The sequence below is a fragment of the Spongiibacter sp. UBA1325 genome (assembly GCF_002306875.1).
GTDB lineage: Bacteria > Pseudomonadota > Gammaproteobacteria > Pseudomonadales > Spongiibacteraceae > Spongiibacter > Spongiibacter marinus.
The window spans coordinates 436,469-453,899 of record NZ_DBTD01000004.1; the positions used below are offsets into that span (position 1 = coordinate 436,469).

The window sequence follows — 17,431 nt, forward strand, 5'->3', positions numbered from 1 at the left end:
GGTAAAATGCTCGCCTTTACGAAACGGCTTGGGGGAATTATGGAAGGCTACACAGTGTGGCTTGTGGCGGGTGCGGTGATCATTTTGGTATTGGCCAGTTATGCCGCGATACTGCTGATGCGGTTGCGCGCGCTATCCAAGGCCCAGCGCGCTGCAGTGCAGGCCGCAGACGACGCAGTGGTAGAATTTCAGCCAGCGAGCAACGAGCACGCCTTGGGGGCGCGCGAGAGTATTCGCGTGTTGGCAAAGTGTTTCCTCGACGGGCAGGTGGGGGGCAGTGAGCTGTGCTTGCGGGTCGCAGTGCTGGTTGATCAGCCGGCTATCGATGCTGGGGTTCGGCAGCAAGCCGCGGTGTTTGTTGAAATGGCGGCAGAACTGGCAGATATCCCCACTCACGAAGCCTGGAAATCACTGGGTCGCACGGAGCGTGAGAACTATCGCAAGCATATGGCTGCGCTCGAGGAGAAACACGGCGCTGCCATGCGAGAAGCTGCGGAAATATTAGCCAGGTAATGGGTTTATTGCTGCTCGGGCAGCAGTAAATTGAAGCCGTCGACCATATCGTGCTGCAGCTGCAATTGCGCCTCTAACTGTTTTGGCTCCATCGGGTCTATGCCAAAGATGGATTGATGTAATGGGGCCAGTGTCACGTAGCCCAAAATCATACAGTGGAAGGCCATTGCAGTGGGGGCGTGTATCCACTCGATATTGGGGTTGTTCGCGCCGTCGCTGATAAAGGCGAATATTTTCCGGTACCAGCGCTCGCTGAGCAGAGTCAGCGTTTCATCTTGCGCCAGTGTGGCGTGTTGCACCAGACGAGCAATATTGGGGCGAGCGCTCAGGTCACTCATGATGGTGTGAATTTGCTCGCGGATCTCCAGGAAGTTGGCAGCCGTGTGGAGTTTGCTGGTTTTTTCCACCAGGGGGGCCATCAGGCGTTCGCAAACTTCCTCGTATATGGCGAGTTTGTTGCTGAAGTGTTTGTAGATCCCGGGGCTGCTGATACCAACCTGCACGGCGATTTCACTGATAGAAGTCGCGGCGAAGCCCTGCTGTGCAAACAGTTCCTCTGCCACTTGTAAAATGCGCTCACGGGTGTTGCGCCGCGTTGTCATGGTGCTGGTCCTATACTGCGCCTATCGTCGACAGGTTTTCCTGAAGCAAAAGCCAGGCCACGCCAGCGGCGCAGCCCACACTCACTATTAACCATGCTAGCGCCTGCCAGCGGTAGCGTCGACTCAGGGATTCGGGTTCTGAGGTGGCGATGATAAACGGTTGTTGTCGATTGGGCGAGTGACGGAGCGTATTCACTGCTTGGCTCGGCGAGCTTTTACGCGCTTCTCGCTCTGCCATGCGAAGGGCCTCCCTGCGCGCCAGCTCCCACTCAGCCGGGTCTATCTCGCCATTGTTATCGCGGTCAAAGCGCTGCACGAGTTTGTCGTAGTCCTGTTTCCAGTCCTTGAGAATCTCCGCCATTCGCGATTGATTGCGCTGAGCGTCGCTCGGCGGGTGGCGGGTTTCAAAAAGGCCCAGCGCGTAGAGTAGGTCGCCCTCGCAGAGAAGCTCTTCGGTATAGCGGTAACGCCGGCCAAACAGCGAGTGCTTCTGCCCCGAAATCGGGTAGCGGCTACTGCCATACCAGCTGCGTTTGCGGTGGCTGGATATATCTGCTTTGTCGGGGAAGATGTAGCAGCGACCACTGCCGTCGTTGAGCAAAAAAGGCTGCTCGCTGCTGAAGCCTTCTATTTTACGCCAGCGGCTGTTTTTGCCACTGCGCTCATAGCGTTCTATGCGATAGCGAAACCAAATGCAGGGGCTGGCCGATAGCTTACTAAGCAACGGCGTGGTTTGCTCCGGGCGTTCGCCGCTGCCGATTAGCTCCACATAGCCCTGAGAGGCTGAGCGGATCTTGGATGTTGGGGTGTCCTCGATGAGGCGCGCGCGTCCCAGCCGAGAAAAGCTGGCAACGGCGGCAACAGTGCTTATTACGCCCAATAAGGCAATATGGAAAAGCCCTTCCATATTGCGCTAGCTGTTGAACAAGGTGCTGATATTCACATCCTTCAATTCTGCTTTTTCGAACTGTAACAAGTCGAAGGCCTTGAAGTTAAATGCTCGGGCAATCAGTACGTCCGGGAACTGTTCTATACGCACGTTGTTATTGTTGACGGCTTCGTTGTAGACCTCGCGGCGGTCCGCAATGGCATTCTCGAGCGCAGAAATGCGGGTGTGGAGATTTTGAAATACCCCATCTGCTTTGAGCTCTGGGTAATTTTCCGCGAGAGCGAAGAGCTGCCCGAGGCTGCTGCGCAAGCCATTTTCCGCTTGCCCGAGGCTTTTTATGTCGTGTTGAGCTTGTGCGTCAGCGACTTGTTGGCGAGCCAGGATAACCTTTTGCAGGGTGTCCTGCTCGAACTGCATATACTGTTTACAGGTCTCGACGAGCTTGGGGAGTTCGTCGTGGCGCTGTTTGAGCAGCACATCGATGTTGGCGAGGTGCTTGGCAACGTTGTGCTTGAGATTCACCAAGCCGTTATACATAAGAACCAAGTAGAGTACGGTAAATACCAGTACTGCTAGAAATACCATCGTGCCTACGGCCATGGCGATGTGCTCTCCGTGTTGTATTGTTATTGCAGGACTCAGTTCACCGGCCAATCTGGAGCGGGCAGGCCCATATTTTCCAAAAATACCGGGTTGTAGAGCTTACTTTTGTAACGGTCGCCATAGTCGCAAAGAATCGTGACAATCGTATGGCCGGGACCCAACTTGCGGGCCAGTGCAACGGCGCCCGCGATATTAATTGCCGATGAGCCGCCAAGACACAGGCCTTCATTGCGGAGCAAATCAAAGATGTAGGGCAGCGCTTCCGCGTCTGCGATCTGGTGGGCACTGTCGACTTCCGCCAAGCGTAAATTGTCGGTGATTAAACTAATACCAATGCCTTCGGCGATTGAACGGCCTTCGCCCTGCAGCTCGCCGTGGGTGTAGTAGTTGTAGAGTGCAGAGCCTTGTGGGTCGGCAAGACCGATGTGTATGTCCTTGTTGTGGGCTTTGAGTGCGCGACTGACGCCGGCCAGCGTTCCGCCAGTGCCCACGGCGCAGATAAAGCCGTCAACTTGCCCGTCGGTCTGACGCCAAATTTCCTCGCCGGTGGTTTCCTGGTGAATTTTTGCATTGGCCGTATTATCGAACTGGCGCGCCCAAATGGCCCCGTTGGCTTCGCTGTCATTGAGGCTTTCAGCGAGGCGGCGGGCGGTATGAATATAGTGATTGGGGTCGCTGTAGCTTGTGGCTTGAACGAGCCGCAAATCTGCACCATAGAGATCGAGTAACTCAATCTTTTCGCGGCTTTGACTTTGCGGCATTACAACAACACTTTTATAACCCAGAGCATTGGCGATCAGTGTCAAACCAATACCCGTATTGCCAGCGGTGCCCTCTACAATTGTGCCGCCGGGGCGCAGTGAGCCGTCGCGTTCTGCTTCGCGAATAATGCCGAGTGCTGTGCGGTCTTTGACGGAGCCTCCGGGGTTAAGAAACTCCGCCTTGCCAAGAATAGTGCAGCCGGTGAGTTCTGATACTCCCTTCAGCTGTATTAAAGGGGTGTTGCCGATGAGCTCCGGCATGCTCTTATAGGTCATTACTACTTCTCCACAGCGAATACGTCCATGTTAACGAGCGGTGGACGCGGTCACAAGCGCCTGTATTTAGACTATTGTTGATAAATGCCGATAGCATCTGTGTAGAATCTGCCAGCGCGGTGCTAGGGTACACCTTTGCAAAAATGGAGATTAGGGTGAAGGCAGTAATTCGTGGCTTGATCTGTTTATTCTTTCTAGCGGGCGGGGTTGCACATTTTCTGTTCGCCCAGGAGTTTGCTGCTATCGTGCCGCCGTTTCTGCCATACCCAGTTTGGATTGTTTGGTTAACCGGTGTGTTCGAACTGGTGATTGCGCCACTGATATTTTTATCTCGTTGGCGCCAGCGAGTTGGCCAGATTATGGCGCTGTATTGCATCGCTGTTCTGCCCGCCAATATCTACCAAGCTATGGCGGGCGTTGCAGGCCCCGGCGGCGAGCTACCTGACACGGTTCTATGGTTGCGCATACCGCTGCAATTTGTGCTGATAGCCGCTATTTTATGGGCAACATCAGGGATGATCCGTAATCAGTCCTCCAACGTAAACGAGGCCTCAAGAGGTTAATACATGGCAAAAGAAGCCACACAACAAGAGCGCACAGGGGCATTCTGGGCGGATTGCATGGAGCGCGTTGCCGGTGAGAGGGATAAAAAGAGCTTTATGCTGCTTTTTGATCACTTTTCACCCAGGGTGAACGCCTATTTGCTGGGCCAAGGCGTGGAAGCCTCACTAGCGGAAGATTTGACGCAGGATGCACTGCTCGCTTTGTGGAATAAAGCGCATTTGTATAAGCGCGAAAAAGCCGCGGTAAGTACGTGGCTTTTTCGCGTGGCGCGAAATCTGTGGATCGATCGTTTGCGTAAACAACGTGGGATAGCGTATGAATCTGACGAGAATTTGACAGAGACTTACGAACCCGAGCCGAGCATTAATGCAGACGGCGACCGACTTTTGAGAGTCATTGAGCAGTTGCCAAACAACCAGGCTCAAGTGGTGTACAAGTCTTATTACGAAGGCAAAAGCCACAGTGAGATAGCGCTAGAGACCGGGATGCCTCTAGGCAGTGTGAAATCTAGTTTACGGCTGGCGATACGCGCGTTTCGCCAGCACTTTGGAGATAATGAATGATGGGGCACATCGAACATCATCCAAACGATGAAACAATTTTGAGCTACGCGGCCGGCTCGTTACCAGCCGCCATGGCGCTGGTTGTGGGTTGCCATTTGCAATACTGCAGCGCATGCCGGGAACGAGTAGCGCAGGCTGACGCCGTTGGCGGTAGCTTGATGTCGCAGTTGCAGGAGAAGCCGCTCTCAGACGGGCGACGCGAATCCATGATGGCGTTGCTGGATGCGAACCCGGGCGGCGAAGCAAGCCCAGCCGCGGCGCGCGAAAGTTCACCTGCGGCGGCGTCTCGGAGCGAGTTACCTCGTTTGCTGCGCAACCTGGTGGACCAAGATGACTTCGATTCTCTGCCGTGGAAAAGTATTGTCCCCGGCATGAAACAGGTGGATTTGAAGTGCGGGGAAGGGGACGCCAAGTTATTGAGAATAGCGGCTGGCAAGCAAATGCCCGTTCACACCCACCGCGGCCACGAACTGACACTGATTCTGCGCGGTGGTTATAGCGACAGTCTCGGTAAGTTCAACGCCGGAGACTTTGCTGATTTGGACGGTTCGGTTGAGCACCAGCCGATCGCCGATGCAGACCAGGACTGCATCTGTTTGGCAGGGATGGATGCGCCACTGGAGTTCCGCGGGTGGATCGCTAAATTGGTGCAACCCTTTATCAAAATCTAGAAGGGATTGCGTAGAAAAAAGGCAGCCCATGGGCTGCCTTTTTTATTGCTTAGTATCACACTCGGTGTGGGTATTTAGAACTCGTAGATCACGTCGATACCATAGGTCCGAGGCTCTCCCCAGATAACCGCCCGGTCACTGTGTGGCAGATTGTCGATAGCCGTGATTTCGTATTCCTCATCGCCGAGGTTTTTACCCCATAGGCCGATATTTAATGTACCAAATCGACTTACCGGCACTTGGCTGAGACTTAAACGACCGTTCCACAGGCCGTAGCTACCAATGAAGGTGTTGACGGCATTGGCTTCACGCACACCGCCGTTGCGGTCGTCCATGAAGTTATAGCTCACGTTGGCCGACAGCACGCCCCAATCCCAAGAGCCGATCGTCCAGTCCGCAGACGCGGTGTAACTGTGCTCGGGTGCGGAATAGAACACGAAGGTATCGGTAACATCATTACCGGCCTTGTCCACGGCCTTGGTCACTTCTGCGTCGAGGTAAGCGTAGTTCAGCATCAGCATCAAGTTGTCTGTCGCCAGGAAGGTGATGTCTGCTTCGAGGCCGCGCATTTCCGCTTCACCCGCATTCGCTACTTTGGTGTCGGCAATGGTGCCGGCGAGAATAAAGTTGAGCTGAATGTCTGTGTACTCGCTGTAAAACAGGTTGGCATTTATGCGCAGTCGGCGATCCAGAAGCTCGCTCTTGATCCCCGCTTCAATAGAGTCCACGTGTTCCTCGTCGAAGCCGTCAGCAAAGCCGTAGCCGTAGACGACGCCATCTGGCGCGGGCTGATCTGTGTCATCACCGCGTCCCTCTGGTGTGGTTGGCCCTGAGGGTGTGCCTGTGGAGCCGCGCTGTGGGTCGCGCGTGTTGAAGCCGCCTGATTTATAGGCCTGGATAAATTTACCGTAGAGGTTGATGTCCTCGGTCAGGTCAAACTCGGCAATAAAGCTGAAGGAGCTATCGGTGAAATCCTTCGATGCGTAGATATTATCGAAGGCGCGATCGCCCGGTAATAAGAAGCCACCTGCACCCAGCACCGGTTGCAAGGGGCCGAGGTTCTGCATGTCGATCGCCTGGTTCAAGGTGCGGATTTCCAAGTAGGTCTTGTCCGTCTGATTCTTCAGTGCTTCGCGGGAGTCTTTGGAATAGCGAGCGCCGAAGGTCAGGTGTAGGCGTTCATCGAGAATGCCAGGTGTCCAGGTAAACTGACCGAATACCGCTTTGGCGGTGTTCTCGATGTCGTAGCGCTGCGACAACATATTAACGATCTTAACGTCGCCAGCCGTGAGTAGCGTGCTTCCCAGAATTTGTCCCAAAACGGGGATAGGAATAACGTTATCACTGATTTCTGAGCTGAACTGGTGGTGGAGCGGAGCGTTGTTTTCAGTGGCTTCTTCTTCGAAGTAGTACGCGCCCACGATGTAGTCAACAGAATCTTTAAACAGGCTCCCTGCAAACTGCAGCTCGTGAGAGGTTTGTTCTTGAGAGATTTGCGGCACGACGAGAGGCAGGCATTCCTCGCCAGTTTGTGCCTCGACTGCGGGTCCGCAGTATTCATGCGAATCGGTGCGGTAGCGGCCTGAGCCTATTCCGCCGCCTAAGTCGGCATACGACGCGTCATACAATTCGCGATAGGCCGCGATGTACTTCACCTGAACATTTTCAAAATCTTTGGTCAGGATGAGGGAGTGGCCTTCAATTTCGGTTTCTGACGTCTCCATCGGGCGGAACGTTTCCATGGAGTTGAAGCGGTCTTCACTGTGCTTAGCTTGGCTTACCGAAAACTCTCTAACGGGCTCCGCTTGCCCTTTATTTTGTTCGCCGGGGCGAATCGACTGATACATGTAGTTTATGTATTCATACTCGGATTTGTCGTAGGCGTAATCCAAGGTCATGGTGTCACTGATATCCCAGCGAAAGTCGATGCGATAGCCTTCGACTTCTCGGTCGCCAAAATCACCGCCGGGGCCGGTGTTTTCGATGAAACCGTCCATTTCCGTTGTCAGATAGGCGACCTTGGCCGCCAAGGTATCGCTGATAGGAATGTTCGCGGTGGTTTTAGAGGTGAACTGGTTGCGGTTGCCGCATGTGAGTTTTTCTTTGAATTCGAAGGCCTCAGTCGTTGGGCGCTTAGTCACTAGGTTGATGGCGCCACCAGTGGTGTTGCGGCCGTATAGTGTGCCCTGGGGGCCGCGGAGTACTTCTATACGCTGTAATTCAGCAACGTCGAGCGCGGTGCCTGTGGAGCGTGCGATATAAACGCCGTCCACATAAATCCCGATCGGCGGATCCTGCGTTACCTGAACGTCAGACAGGCCGATACCGCGGATAAAGATTCGCAGTGTTGCATTGTTGATCGGAAATGGCTCAATCGTCAGGCTGGGGACCTTGGAGCCGATATCGTTCAAGTTGTTGATGCCGTCAATTTCTAGGCGCTCTTCGCCGAAGGCAGTCAGCGAAATGGGCGTATCCTGTAGGGATTCCGCTTTTTTCTGAGCGGTCACAATCACCTCTTCCAGGCCGCGAGGCGTATTTTTCTCTTGGGCGTAGCTTAACTGGGCGATTGAGCTGGCGAGCAGGCACAGCCCTGCTGCAATAGGGGTTGTGTTCTTCACGTAGTGCTCCATTGGTGCTGATTATTGTTATGTTGCAGTGTGCAGTTAAAGCATATTCGACTACTGCACGCAACAGCCCATTTGTACTAGAGGCTGTTGGCACACCGCGCTGGGGGAGCGCGCCGCTACGATGTGGGGGGGATCGCCGCATCGTGGCGGCGATGATGTGCTCAGGGGAGGGGGCGAGCGAGAACCTCGGCAACTTTCTCCATAACAGCGGGATTCCAGGCAAAGGCGAGGTGGCTGGATTCGACCTCGATATTATCGATATTTGGCCCCTCAAGTCGGGCGATAGAGGGCGACACAATCCCGTCGCAGGGGCTGTAGATCACCGTTGTCGGCACGGTGCGCGGCCCGGCATTCAACTCTACCCACTGATCCGTGTTTTGCTCGTGGTCGGGCGTTGTGCTGCGATTGAGTAACTTGAGAACATTCCAGGCGGCGGTTCCTTTCGGGTCACCGTAGGGGGTGCCCAGGCTAATCACGCGACGGATTTTCTCTGGCTCACGCTGCGCCATGGCGTTGGCGTAAATGCCCCCCAGGCTCCAGCCGATTAGACTGATGGGCTGCCTGTCGCACAGCTCGTATAAATCATCTACGCGCTGCTGGATGCGGCTGAGCATATGCTCTTGAAACTCATGCATGTGCTCCATTTGTGAGATGCGCCCGGCAGGAATATTGCGGCCAAGCTTCCACGGTTCGGCCTGGTAGTTCCAGCGTCGCAGCCAGTAACGCAATGCTGACATGCTGCCATCGTCACCACCGTAGCCGGGGAGGGCAATAACAGGGTGGCCGTCGCCTCTGGGTAATTTTGCGAGCTGCCGGTGGCGGGATATTAGCAAGCTACATTCCTTGGCGGCGCGACCGAATTCTCCGAGGGTGTTCGAGAGACGCGGAGGCCGAATATCAGAGCCATGGCTCAATGTGAGACTGGGGCTAGGCATGATCATTTCCATTGTGTTGGTGATATGGCGTTATACGCGACTCGTGGCGAGTGAGATGTGTTATGGTGGTTTTAATTCGCCTATATTAAAACGAGCGCGATACCAAAGAAAGTTCACCGCCTAATCACCATAGACGACGCGGTTTCGGCCCGAGTGCTTAGCGGTATACAGAGCCCGGTCGGCCCGTTCAAACAGGCTTATGCGGCTGTCGCTGCCGTCGTGTCGGAACTCGGTAATACCAATGCTCACTGTCATTGATATATCGAGCTCGGCATCAACCTGTGCTGGGTGGTATTGCAGAGAGGCCCTGATACGCTCGGCAACGCCCCAGGCGGAATCTTTGTCGGTCGAGGGCAAGATCACCACAAATTCCTCTCCGCCATAGCGCCCGACCTGGTCGTACTCGCGCAAATTTGTATTGAGAATATTGACCATATGCTTGAGGGCAACATCTCCGGCGGCGTGGCCGTGGGTGTCATTTACTTTCTTAAAATGGTCGATATCCAGCACCATCAGCGACAGATTTGAGGTTTTGCGGCGGGCTTCTGCAATCGCTGAGTCGAGTAGCTCATCGATCATCCGACGATTCCAGCACTGGGTTAAGGAGTCGCGGGAAGCCAGTTGATTGAGCGTTTGCTCCAGGCGAACGATGCGGCTGCCTGCGGCGAGCCGAACCTTGAGCACGCGGTGATCAAAGGGTTTGCTCAAGAAGTCGTCGGCGCCGGACTCCATCGCTTCGATAACCGCCTCGTTGCCCTCTTTGCCGGTGAGCATAAGAATGTAGAAGAACTGGCCGTCATCTCGCAGCCGTATATTTTCGCAAAGTTCAGGGCCACTCATTCCCGGCATCGACCAGTCGATGATAAGAAGGTGAGGCGGGCTGTCTTCATTCAGGATCTCGAGCGCTTGTTCACCACTTTTCGCGACAACGGGCGTAAAGCCCCAGTCTTCGACTGCGGCGCAAAGTGCGAGGCGAGTGATTGGGTCGTCGTCGACCAGTAATATATCCATCGGCTAGAGGCCCGCTATATCCTTTAACTCATTTTCCAGTAATTGTAGTTTTAGGGTGACTGTATCCCATTTTTCGCGCCACAGGGATAGTGGTTCGCCAGACTCCTTGGCCAGAGCTTCCAGTCCGCTAATGTCGCGATAGTATTCCTGCGTTGCGAAATTCCCCAGCGCGCTTTTCAGCCTGTGTACGGCCTGAGCGAGCTCGTCGCGTTCGCCTTTGGTGTAGGCGTCATCGACACTTTGCAACATATCTGGAAGCTCATCGATAAAGAGCTGAGAAATGCTGGTGATGAGTGCAGGCTTGTTGCGGGTAATATCACGCAGGCGTTGTTCATCCAGTATCATGTGTCTATCGTCCTCTACCGCTGGTTCTGCCAACGATGCGCAGTCATCCATAAACGCCAGTGTAGCCGCTTGTGATGAGAGTTTCGCCGTTGCAGGTCTCATTCTGGTTGGCGCCGCTCGCTGGGCCGACGGCTGTAGTTGATGTACGTTCCCACTCGCTGGCGAGCCGGGCTCTATGTGTGTCGCGCCCGCATCGGCAGGTTTGCTACTAAATCGCTCCGTTCTCTGGCTTGCCAGTGGCGCTGACTCAGCAACGAGTAAGTCGGTAGTTACGGTGAATGTCGTGCCGCGGTTCTCCGCGCTGGTGACGTCAATACGTCCGTCCATGAGGGCGACGATGTGGGAGGCGATACTCAATCCTAAGCCGTTGCCCCCGTAGCGGCGAGTGCTGCCACCGTCAGCCTGAACAAAGGGCTTGAAGACATCTTGCTGTTTTGATGGCGGGATACCGATGCCGGTATCGGTAACCGACAGGCAAAGCTGACCGCGAGAAGCGGACGTTGCCGACCAGCTAATGTTAACCTCGATGCTACCTGACTGGGTAAATTTCAACGCATTGCTAAGTAACTGCTTTAGCACTTGCGTAAGTCGTGTGGCGTCGCCGTGTAAGGTGCGTGGCACATTGTCGGAAAACGCCACCGTAAATACTAGCCCCTTCTCTCTGGCCGCTTCAGCAGATGATTTCAGTACCGTGGAAAAGGCATCGCGGGCGACAAAGTCGTCGTTGTGAAGACAGAGTTGCCCGGTGTTTGCGCGCGACAATTCTAATATGTCGTCGATAATGACAAGCAGGTTTTGCCCAGAGTTTTCGATGATGTCGAGGTACTCTTGTGTTCGGTCGTCACTGACCGACCGTTTGAGTATGCTCGCGATACCCATAATGCCATTCAGTGGTGTGCGAACTTCATGGCTCATATTGGCCAGGAACTCGCTTTGTAGTCGGCTATTTTCCTCGGCTCGCTCTCTTGCTGACTCTGCCTCGAAGGTGCGCTGCGCGACGGCTTTCTCGAGCTGGGTATTGTCGTCGATAAGTTGGTCGAGCATGCCGTTAATCGCGCGACCCAATACCGCCATTTCATTGTGACCGCTCTCATCGGCCCGCTTGCGCAGATCGCCTGTGCGAATGCGCTGTGCGGTTTGCGTTAGCTTCGCCACAGGGCGATGAATGATCGCTGCTGCGCGCAGGGCAATAATTATGCTGAGCCCGGCAATCGCAATAATGAATATGTTGAGGCGCGATAGCATAGCTTTGGCAGGACCGAGTATCTCGCTGATATCGCGCTTAACAATAATTCCCCAGTTCAACTCGGGAAGGAATTGCCCCACTAAGAGCACCGCTTCGCCGCGATAATCAAAAACGTCGTAAGCCTCTTTATGGTTGCTATTAAAGGGCGCGCGAAAGGGGTTGTAGGTCAATTCGCCACTGTCGTTATATCGGCGTTTGTGTAGCGCTTTGACTCGAAGGTCCTGGTCGGGTTGGATCAGTATTGATTCGCCGGTTTCACCCATGCCGCTGTAGTCGGTAAATATATGCAGTAGTGGTTCAGCATTTGTGTACAGACGAATCCGGCCGACAAATTTTCCGCTGTGGTAGATAGGGGCTTCATCGACGAGCAGCGCCTGCCCATTGGTGTCGTGGGATAAAGAGATCTCAGAATATCGGCGGCCGTCGGTGGGTGTCTGGGCATGATATCCCGCACCAAACACGCGACTCTGCAGTGTATTAGCGGGGCCATAGATATGCGCCTCGGTCACGTTTGGCGCTAGGGAAAGCGCCTCTTCCAGCGCTGAGCCCAAACTGTTGTTGTCGGCATCGCCCTGCCACACCGCGTAGGCCGCCTGCGTCACAGCGGGTGCCTGGGCAATCATTAGCATTTGTTGTTTGTGTTGATTAACTTGATTGAGTAGGCGTTCTCGCTGGATGTCACTTAACGCTGTTAGCTCCCGCATAGCGGCGGCCTTTAGGTGAGCGACGGACATGGAATAGTCCACTGCACCAAAGAACAGCAGCGGCAGGAGTGCGAAGCCGCATAAGATCAGCGTTAATTGCTTGCGTAATGACATTAGCTATGTCGGTGCCAACCACTTAACGCCGCAGCGCTGAGAAGCAAGATCGCTAGCATAGCGATGCCGCTCATGATGCTAATTTCAGTCGGCGCGACAGCCGCACTCACGCACAGAAGTAAGACATTTGCGAAGATAGCGAGTCCCGATGGTTGCTTGCGTTCCATAGCGGCGAATCCCTTGTGGCGTTCAATGTGAATTAGAGTATCTGAGATGTTTATCAGAGAGGGGATTCGAGTTTGTACCTAGCTGATATTCGCATAACGAAGTTGGGGCTTTGTCGAGTCGTGATGCCGGCAAGTCATAGCGTGTGTCCGCGCTCTGCCTGCGTGATGTCCCGCTCAGATTAGTACAATTACGAATACTTAGGCTTTCGTGAAGTCTATGTACTGAATAGCGTTGGGGACTCTAAAAATCAGCAGTGCAGCGAGAAAGTCGGAGCGGGGCTATGGCGAATATTTTAGCGGTAGACGATTCACCATCTATTCGGAAGCTGGTGTCTGCCACGCTGAGTAAGGCCGGCCATAGTGTGGAATCGGCAAGCGATGGTCAAGAAGGATTGGAGCTGGCGGAAGCCAATGCCTACGACGTGGTCATTACCGACGTCCACATGCCGATAATGGATGGTATTACGCTTACCGAAAATCTACGCAAGCTGGATACCTGTCGGTTTACCCCCATTTTAATCCTGACGACCGAGTCGGCATCTGATATGAAGCTGCGTGGCAAACAGGCCGGTGCAACAGGCTGGATAGTGAAGCCGTTTAACCCTGAGTCGCTGATAAAGGTTATTGATCGCGTGCTCGGCTAGGAGTTGAGATATGTCCATTGATATGGATATGAAGGAAATCCACGACATCTTCTTCGAAGAAAGCGAGGAAGGTATCGATGTAATGGAGTCCGGGCTTCTGGGGCTGGAGCCTGGGAATGCTGACCCAGAGCTTATCAATACGATTTTCCGAGCGGCACATTCGATAAAAGGTGGTGCCGCAACGTTTGGCTTCACAGCAATTTCAGAATTCACTCACGGTGTTGAAACACTTTTAGACCAGCTGCGCAGTAATCAGCGAGCGGTGAGTGAAGACCTTATCGAAGTGTTACTCGGCGCCGTTGATTGCGTGCGCGGTATGCTCGCTGCGCTTAAGGACGATGCTGAGCTCGACCTGAATTCCGTGATGGAGTGCCAGGAGAAAATAAATGCCCTGCTGGGCAGTGCACCGGTCACTTCAGCGGCGGAGCCTGTTGCTGACACCGATGAGGTAATGGCGCAAAAGCCGGCCGTCAAAATCTGGGACATCGAGTTCAGACCGGATGCGAATATATTCAAAACCGGCAATGAGCCTATTCGCATTTTTAGAGAGCTGGAGTCACTGGGGAAGCTAAATGTCGTCGCTGAATTGGCTGAGGATGTCGAGTTTGATTCCGTCGACCCGGAAAATTGTTACTGCGGCTGGGTTCTGGAATTGGAAGCCGACGTAGACGCAGAGGCGATTGAGGCAGCGTTTGAATGGGTGAAAGAGCAGTGTGATTTAAAAATACACTGTCGGAACCCGCAAGCTGATGCAACAGCCGATACGGGTGCTGTTGAAAGCGCCAATACCGTCGCCCAACTTGAGCCGCCAAAAAGTGAATCTAACGCCGCGAAGCCGGCAGCCGCGCCCGCCGCCGCTAGCCGGGACTCGGGGTCGATTCGCGTTAATATCGATAAAATTGATGCTCTGTTGAATCTCGTTGGTGAGCTGGTTATCACCCAATCCATGCTGGCGCGGTTTGGCGAGGATGGTGGTGAGAGAGGTGCGAACTCCGGTCTGCGCGATGGGCTTATGGTGCTGGAACGTCACACTCGGGAGCTGCAAGAGAGTGCTATGCAAATACGCATGCTGCCGATTAGCAGCAGCTTTAGTCGCTTTAAGCGCTTGGTTCGGGATATCAGTAGTAAGCTGGGCAAGAAAGTAGAGCTCGTATTATCCGGAGAAGACACTGAACTGGATAAAACCGTTCTCGAAAAGATGAGCGACCCGTTAGTACACCTGGTGCGAAATTCCTTAGACCACGGCATAGAGATGCCTGAGCAGCGCCTCGCGGCCGGTAAGCCGGAAGTGGGCACGCTTAAACTGAGCGCGTACCACGAAGGCGGCAGTATCGTTATTGAAGTTGAAGATGACGGCGCGGGCCTGAATGCCAAAAGAATTCACCAAATCGCCATAGAGCGTGGTGTGGTGAGCGAAACCGAGCAACTCAGTGAAGAGCAAATTCATCACCTAATCTTCCAGCCAGGCTTTTCGACAGCCGAGGCCGTGAGCGATTTATCTGGCCGCGGTGTGGGTATGGATGTCGTGCGAAGAAACATCGCCGACCTGGGTGGCCGGATTGATATTCACTCCGAGCAAGGAAAAGGCTCCTGTCTGAAAATTCGCCTGCCCCTCACACTGGCTATTCTCGATGGTCAGCTCGTGCGTGTGGGCGATGATGTCTACATCTTCTCACTAAGGTCCATTGTCGAAACGGTGCTTGTGCCGCCAAACCAGATAAAGCGTTTGGCTGGGGGCTCTGTTGTCTATCGGCTGCGGGAGGATTACATCCCCGTGGTGAGATTGCGTGAGCGCTTTAATTTAAATTGCTCTGCACCAAGAAAAACGTACCTCGAGAGCGATGGCGAGTTGATGGTCGTCGTGGAAAGTGATGGAAAGCGCTTGGGGCTATTTGTCGACGAGCTGTTAGATCAGCAGCAGGTCGTCATTAAAAGTCTTGAGGAAAACTACATGCCGGTCACCGGCCTAGCGGGCGCAACAATTTTGGGGGACGGCAACGTTGCCATGATTATCGACGTACCGGGCCTGGTACGCGACGCAGGCGATGCCAAAGCCAATGACTCTAACGCCGCTTAAAAAGTAGGGGAAATCGAATGACAAGTGAATATAGCAACAGCCCTGACGATCAGTTGAGCGCCGGCGATGCCAATCAGTATCTGACCTTTGTTCTGAATGGTGAAGAATACGGCGTCGAAATATTGCGTGTGCAAGGTATTCAGGGCTGGGACACCGTGACGCCAATTCCGAATTCGCCTGACTTTGTGCTTGGTGTCATGAATTTGCGGGGCGCTATCGTTCCAATTATCGACCTGCGAAAGCGTTTTAATATGGAGACCATACCCCACGGTCCGACTACGGTGATTATTGTTGTCAAAGTCGAGAGCGCTGACAAGCCGAGAACCATTGGCATGGTGGTGGACGGGGTATCGGAAGTGTATCGCTTGGATGATGCCAATATACAGGCCTTGCCTGAAGTCGGGGCGAGCGGCGTGAGTAGTGACTATGTAAAAGGCTTGTCTACCGTCGATGAAAAGATGCTCATTCTTCTAAATATCGACAAGCTTTTCTCCGGCAATGAACTCAACCACGACGCGCCGACGCCTATGGCGAAAACAGCGTGAGAAAACGCGATGGCAGATGAAGAATTTATTATTCTATTGGGTGATGAGCCTGAACAGGGCTCGGGCAGCGATATAAACAGCCCAGAACCAGAACAAGGAGCGGCCACTCCGAACACCGAAGACGACGGTTTTGTTGTCCTGCTTGGCAGCGAAGACGGTGAGCCCGGTGGTAAGTCACTTCCCAGTGAACTTGTTATTGCCAGTGCCGGTTCTCTCTATCAGGTTTTGGCAGAATTTGCTGCCGCGGCAGACGGCGATATCAGCATTGATGCGTCGGCCGTTGAGCAGGTCGATAGTGCCGGTCTGCAGTTATTGGCGCTGTTTCGCCAGAGTCAACAGAAAACCGGTCGGGAGGTTAGCTATCAAGGCTTTCCTGACGACATCGATACCGTGATACGTCGTGCAGGGTTCGCCTCGTTGTTGGCCGCATGACCCCGCAAGTGGGAACCCGCGAAAGAGGCTTTAATGGTGGTACTCAGTCGAAAGGTAAATCACGGTATGTTACCGAGGTCGGAAGAGGACCGGCGAGTACTGTCTGTATATGCTGCTCAATTACGCGCGGTCGCATCGGAGCTGGAAGAGGAAGCCTGTGACATTATTCTTCTGTTCATGGAGATTACTTCAGCATTGGATCGGATGGAGCGCGATGGCGGTAGTGAGCCCGAGGCCGTTGAGGCGGTTCGCAGCGCATTAAATACCATTACAGAGCGCTTACAGATGTTTGATGGCAGTGCTCAGCGTCTTGGGCATATTGCAGACAGCGCTGAGCGAATGAAGACATTGGATAGCGACCATTCTGAGCTTGCAACATTAGCCAGCAGCTACAGCTGTCCGGTAGAACATGAGGTGCATGGCCAGATATGTAATGAGGCTGGCGGCGCAGCGGACAAATAGTAGAGCCATGACAACGGGCGGAGCGCGTTTGCTTGAATATGCCAAATCGCAATCGAAGTGAAATCTCCGAACACTATCCAGGCGTATCCTGTCACTGGGACAGCGTACACAACGTGTATGCGGTTCGCGTTCTGCCTGGCCAATACTACGTGACAGACCGCAGTGATCAAATGATTTCAACCGTGCTGGGGTCGTGTATCGCAGCGTGCATTCGCGATCCGGAGATTGGGGTGGGTGGTTTAAATCACTTTATGCTGCCTGGTGGTGACGTCGCTGCAGATGGCGTGGCGGCGCGCTACGGTATTTACGCAATGGAGCATTTAATCAACGACATTATCCGTCGTGGCGGCGATAAAAGGCGCTTGGAGATCAAGCTGTTCGGCGGCGGCAAAATAATGCGAGGACTCACTGATATTGGTGCAAAAAATATCAAATTTGTTCGAGAGTTCCTCAGTGTGGAAGGCTATCCGATAGCTGCCGCTGACTTGGGTGAGAGCTTTTCCAGGAAGGTGAATTATTTCCCCACTACGGGTCAGGTGCTAGTGAAGAGATTGCGCTCTCTACATGCACAGCAAATTGCCAGAGAAGAAACCGATTACGGTAAAACATTGGTTGAGCAGCCGGAGTACGGTGATATTGAACTCTTTGACTAGGGCCGGTTAATACCGTTTGAATTTCAC

18 protein-coding genes are annotated in these 17,431 nt (G+C 53.8%); 10 read left to right on the forward strand and 8 right to left on the reverse strand.

What is annotated here, in order from left to right; all coding sequences use genetic code 11:
* The first annotated feature begins 39 nt into the window (after positions 1 to 39).
* A complete protein-coding gene (locus tag B3K78_RS04790; RefSeq protein WP_286694521.1) occupies positions 40 to 513 on the forward strand; it encodes a DUF2489 domain-containing protein in 474 nt (157 codons plus the stop codon).
* Positions 514 to 518: 5 nt separating this feature from the next.
* Here B3K78_RS04790 and B3K78_RS04795 read toward each other — a convergent pair whose 3' ends face one another.
* From B3K78_RS04795 to B3K78_RS04810, 4 genes are read right to left on the reverse strand one after another with little or no spacing between them, the layout of a single operon-like run.
* Positions 519 to 1,115 carry a TetR/AcrR family transcriptional regulator gene (locus tag B3K78_RS04795; protein WP_051171304.1) on the reverse strand — a complete coding sequence of 199 codons (597 nt, stop codon included), beginning with the start codon at positions 1,113 to 1,115 and terminating at the stop codon, positions 519 to 521.
* Positions 1,116 to 1,125: 10 nt separating this feature from the next.
* Positions 1,126 to 2,022, reverse strand: coding sequence for a GIDE domain-containing protein (locus B3K78_RS04800; RefSeq protein ID WP_204995302.1), 897 nt, complete (start codon positions 2,020 to 2,022; stop codon positions 1,126 to 1,128).
* A 6-nt stretch (positions 2,023 to 2,028) separates the two neighbouring features.
* A complete protein-coding gene (locus B3K78_RS04805) occupies positions 2,029 to 2,604 on the reverse strand; it encodes a LemA family protein (protein ID WP_204995303.1) in 576 nt (191 codons plus the stop codon).
* Between the two features lie 38 nt (positions 2,605 to 2,642).
* Entirely contained in the window at positions 2,643 to 3,644 is a 1,002-nt protein-coding gene (locus B3K78_RS04810; RefSeq protein WP_204995304.1) for a cysteine synthase A, read from the reverse strand.
* Positions 3,645 to 3,799: 155 nt separating this feature from the next.
* On the opposite strand from B3K78_RS04810, the gene B3K78_RS04815 reads away from it, so the two are divergent.
* The 3 genes from B3K78_RS04815 to B3K78_RS04825 are packed head-to-tail and all read left to right on the forward strand — an operon-like array spanning position 3,800 to position 5,442.
* Complete coding sequence (locus B3K78_RS04815) at positions 3,800 to 4,207, forward strand: DoxX family protein (RefSeq protein ID WP_286694522.1); 408 nt, start codon at positions 3,800 to 3,802, stop codon at positions 4,205 to 4,207.
* A gap of 3 nt (positions 4,208 to 4,210) precedes the next feature.
* The gene (locus tag B3K78_RS04820) at positions 4,211 to 4,771 is read left to right on the forward strand and encodes a sigma-70 family RNA polymerase sigma factor (protein ID WP_036256790.1); all 561 of its coding nucleotides are present in this window, start codon (positions 4,211 to 4,213) and stop codon (positions 4,769 to 4,771) included.
* A complete protein-coding gene (locus B3K78_RS04825) occupies positions 4,768 to 5,442 on the forward strand; it encodes a ChrR family anti-sigma-E factor (protein ID WP_286694523.1) in 675 nt (224 codons plus the stop codon). Before B3K78_RS04820 ends, B3K78_RS04825 begins: the two co-directional genes overlap by 4 nt.
* A 74-nt stretch (positions 5,443 to 5,516) precedes the next feature.
* On the opposite strand, the gene B3K78_RS04830 is transcribed toward B3K78_RS04825, so the two are convergent.
* The 4 genes from B3K78_RS04830 to B3K78_RS04845 form a co-directional block, all read right to left on the reverse strand.
* A complete protein-coding gene (locus B3K78_RS04830) occupies positions 5,517 to 8,060 on the reverse strand; it encodes a TonB-dependent receptor (RefSeq protein WP_286694524.1) in 2,544 nt (847 codons plus the stop codon).
* Between the two features lie 170 nt (positions 8,061 to 8,230).
* A complete protein-coding gene (locus B3K78_RS04835; protein WP_286694525.1) occupies positions 8,231 to 9,004 on the reverse strand; it encodes an alpha/beta fold hydrolase in 774 nt (257 codons plus the stop codon).
* A gap of 120 nt (positions 9,005 to 9,124) precedes the next feature.
* Entirely contained in the window at positions 9,125 to 10,015 is an 891-nt protein-coding gene (locus tag B3K78_RS04840) for a diguanylate cyclase (protein ID WP_286694526.1), read from the reverse strand.
* 3 nt (positions 10,016 to 10,018) lie between these two features.
* A complete protein-coding gene (locus B3K78_RS04845) occupies positions 10,019 to 12,424 on the reverse strand; it encodes a hybrid sensor histidine kinase/response regulator (RefSeq protein ID WP_286694527.1) in 2,406 nt (801 codons plus the stop codon).
* 448 nt (positions 12,425 to 12,872) lie between these two features.
* On the opposite strand from B3K78_RS04845, the gene B3K78_RS04850 reads away from it, so the two are divergent.
* The 6 genes from B3K78_RS04850 to cheD are packed head-to-tail and all read left to right on the forward strand — an operon-like array spanning position 12,873 to position 17,404.
* Complete coding sequence (locus B3K78_RS04850; RefSeq protein WP_204995311.1) at positions 12,873 to 13,235, forward strand: response regulator; 363 nt, start codon at positions 12,873 to 12,875, stop codon at positions 13,233 to 13,235.
* 10 nt (positions 13,236 to 13,245) lie between these two features.
* The gene (locus B3K78_RS04855; RefSeq protein WP_286694528.1) at positions 13,246 to 15,312 is read left to right on the forward strand and encodes a chemotaxis protein CheA; all 2,067 of its coding nucleotides are present in this window, start codon (positions 13,246 to 13,248) and stop codon (positions 15,310 to 15,312) included.
* A gap of 17 nt (positions 15,313 to 15,329) precedes the next feature.
* A complete protein-coding gene (locus B3K78_RS04860) occupies positions 15,330 to 15,857 on the forward strand; it encodes a chemotaxis protein CheW (protein ID WP_204995313.1) in 528 nt (175 codons plus the stop codon).
* 9 nt (positions 15,858 to 15,866) lie between these two features.
* Complete coding sequence (locus tag B3K78_RS04865) at positions 15,867 to 16,289, forward strand: STAS domain-containing protein (RefSeq protein WP_204995314.1); 423 nt, start codon at positions 15,867 to 15,869, stop codon at positions 16,287 to 16,289.
* 33 nt (positions 16,290 to 16,322) lie between these two features.
* A complete protein-coding gene (locus tag B3K78_RS04870; protein ID WP_286694529.1) occupies positions 16,323 to 16,751 on the forward strand; it encodes a hypothetical protein in 429 nt (142 codons plus the stop codon).
* Between the two features lie 38 nt (positions 16,752 to 16,789).
* Entirely contained in the window at positions 16,790 to 17,404 is a 615-nt protein-coding gene (gene cheD, locus B3K78_RS04875; RefSeq protein ID WP_239547620.1) for a chemoreceptor glutamine deamidase CheD, read from the forward strand.
* Positions 17,405 to 17,431 lie beyond the last annotated feature (27 nt).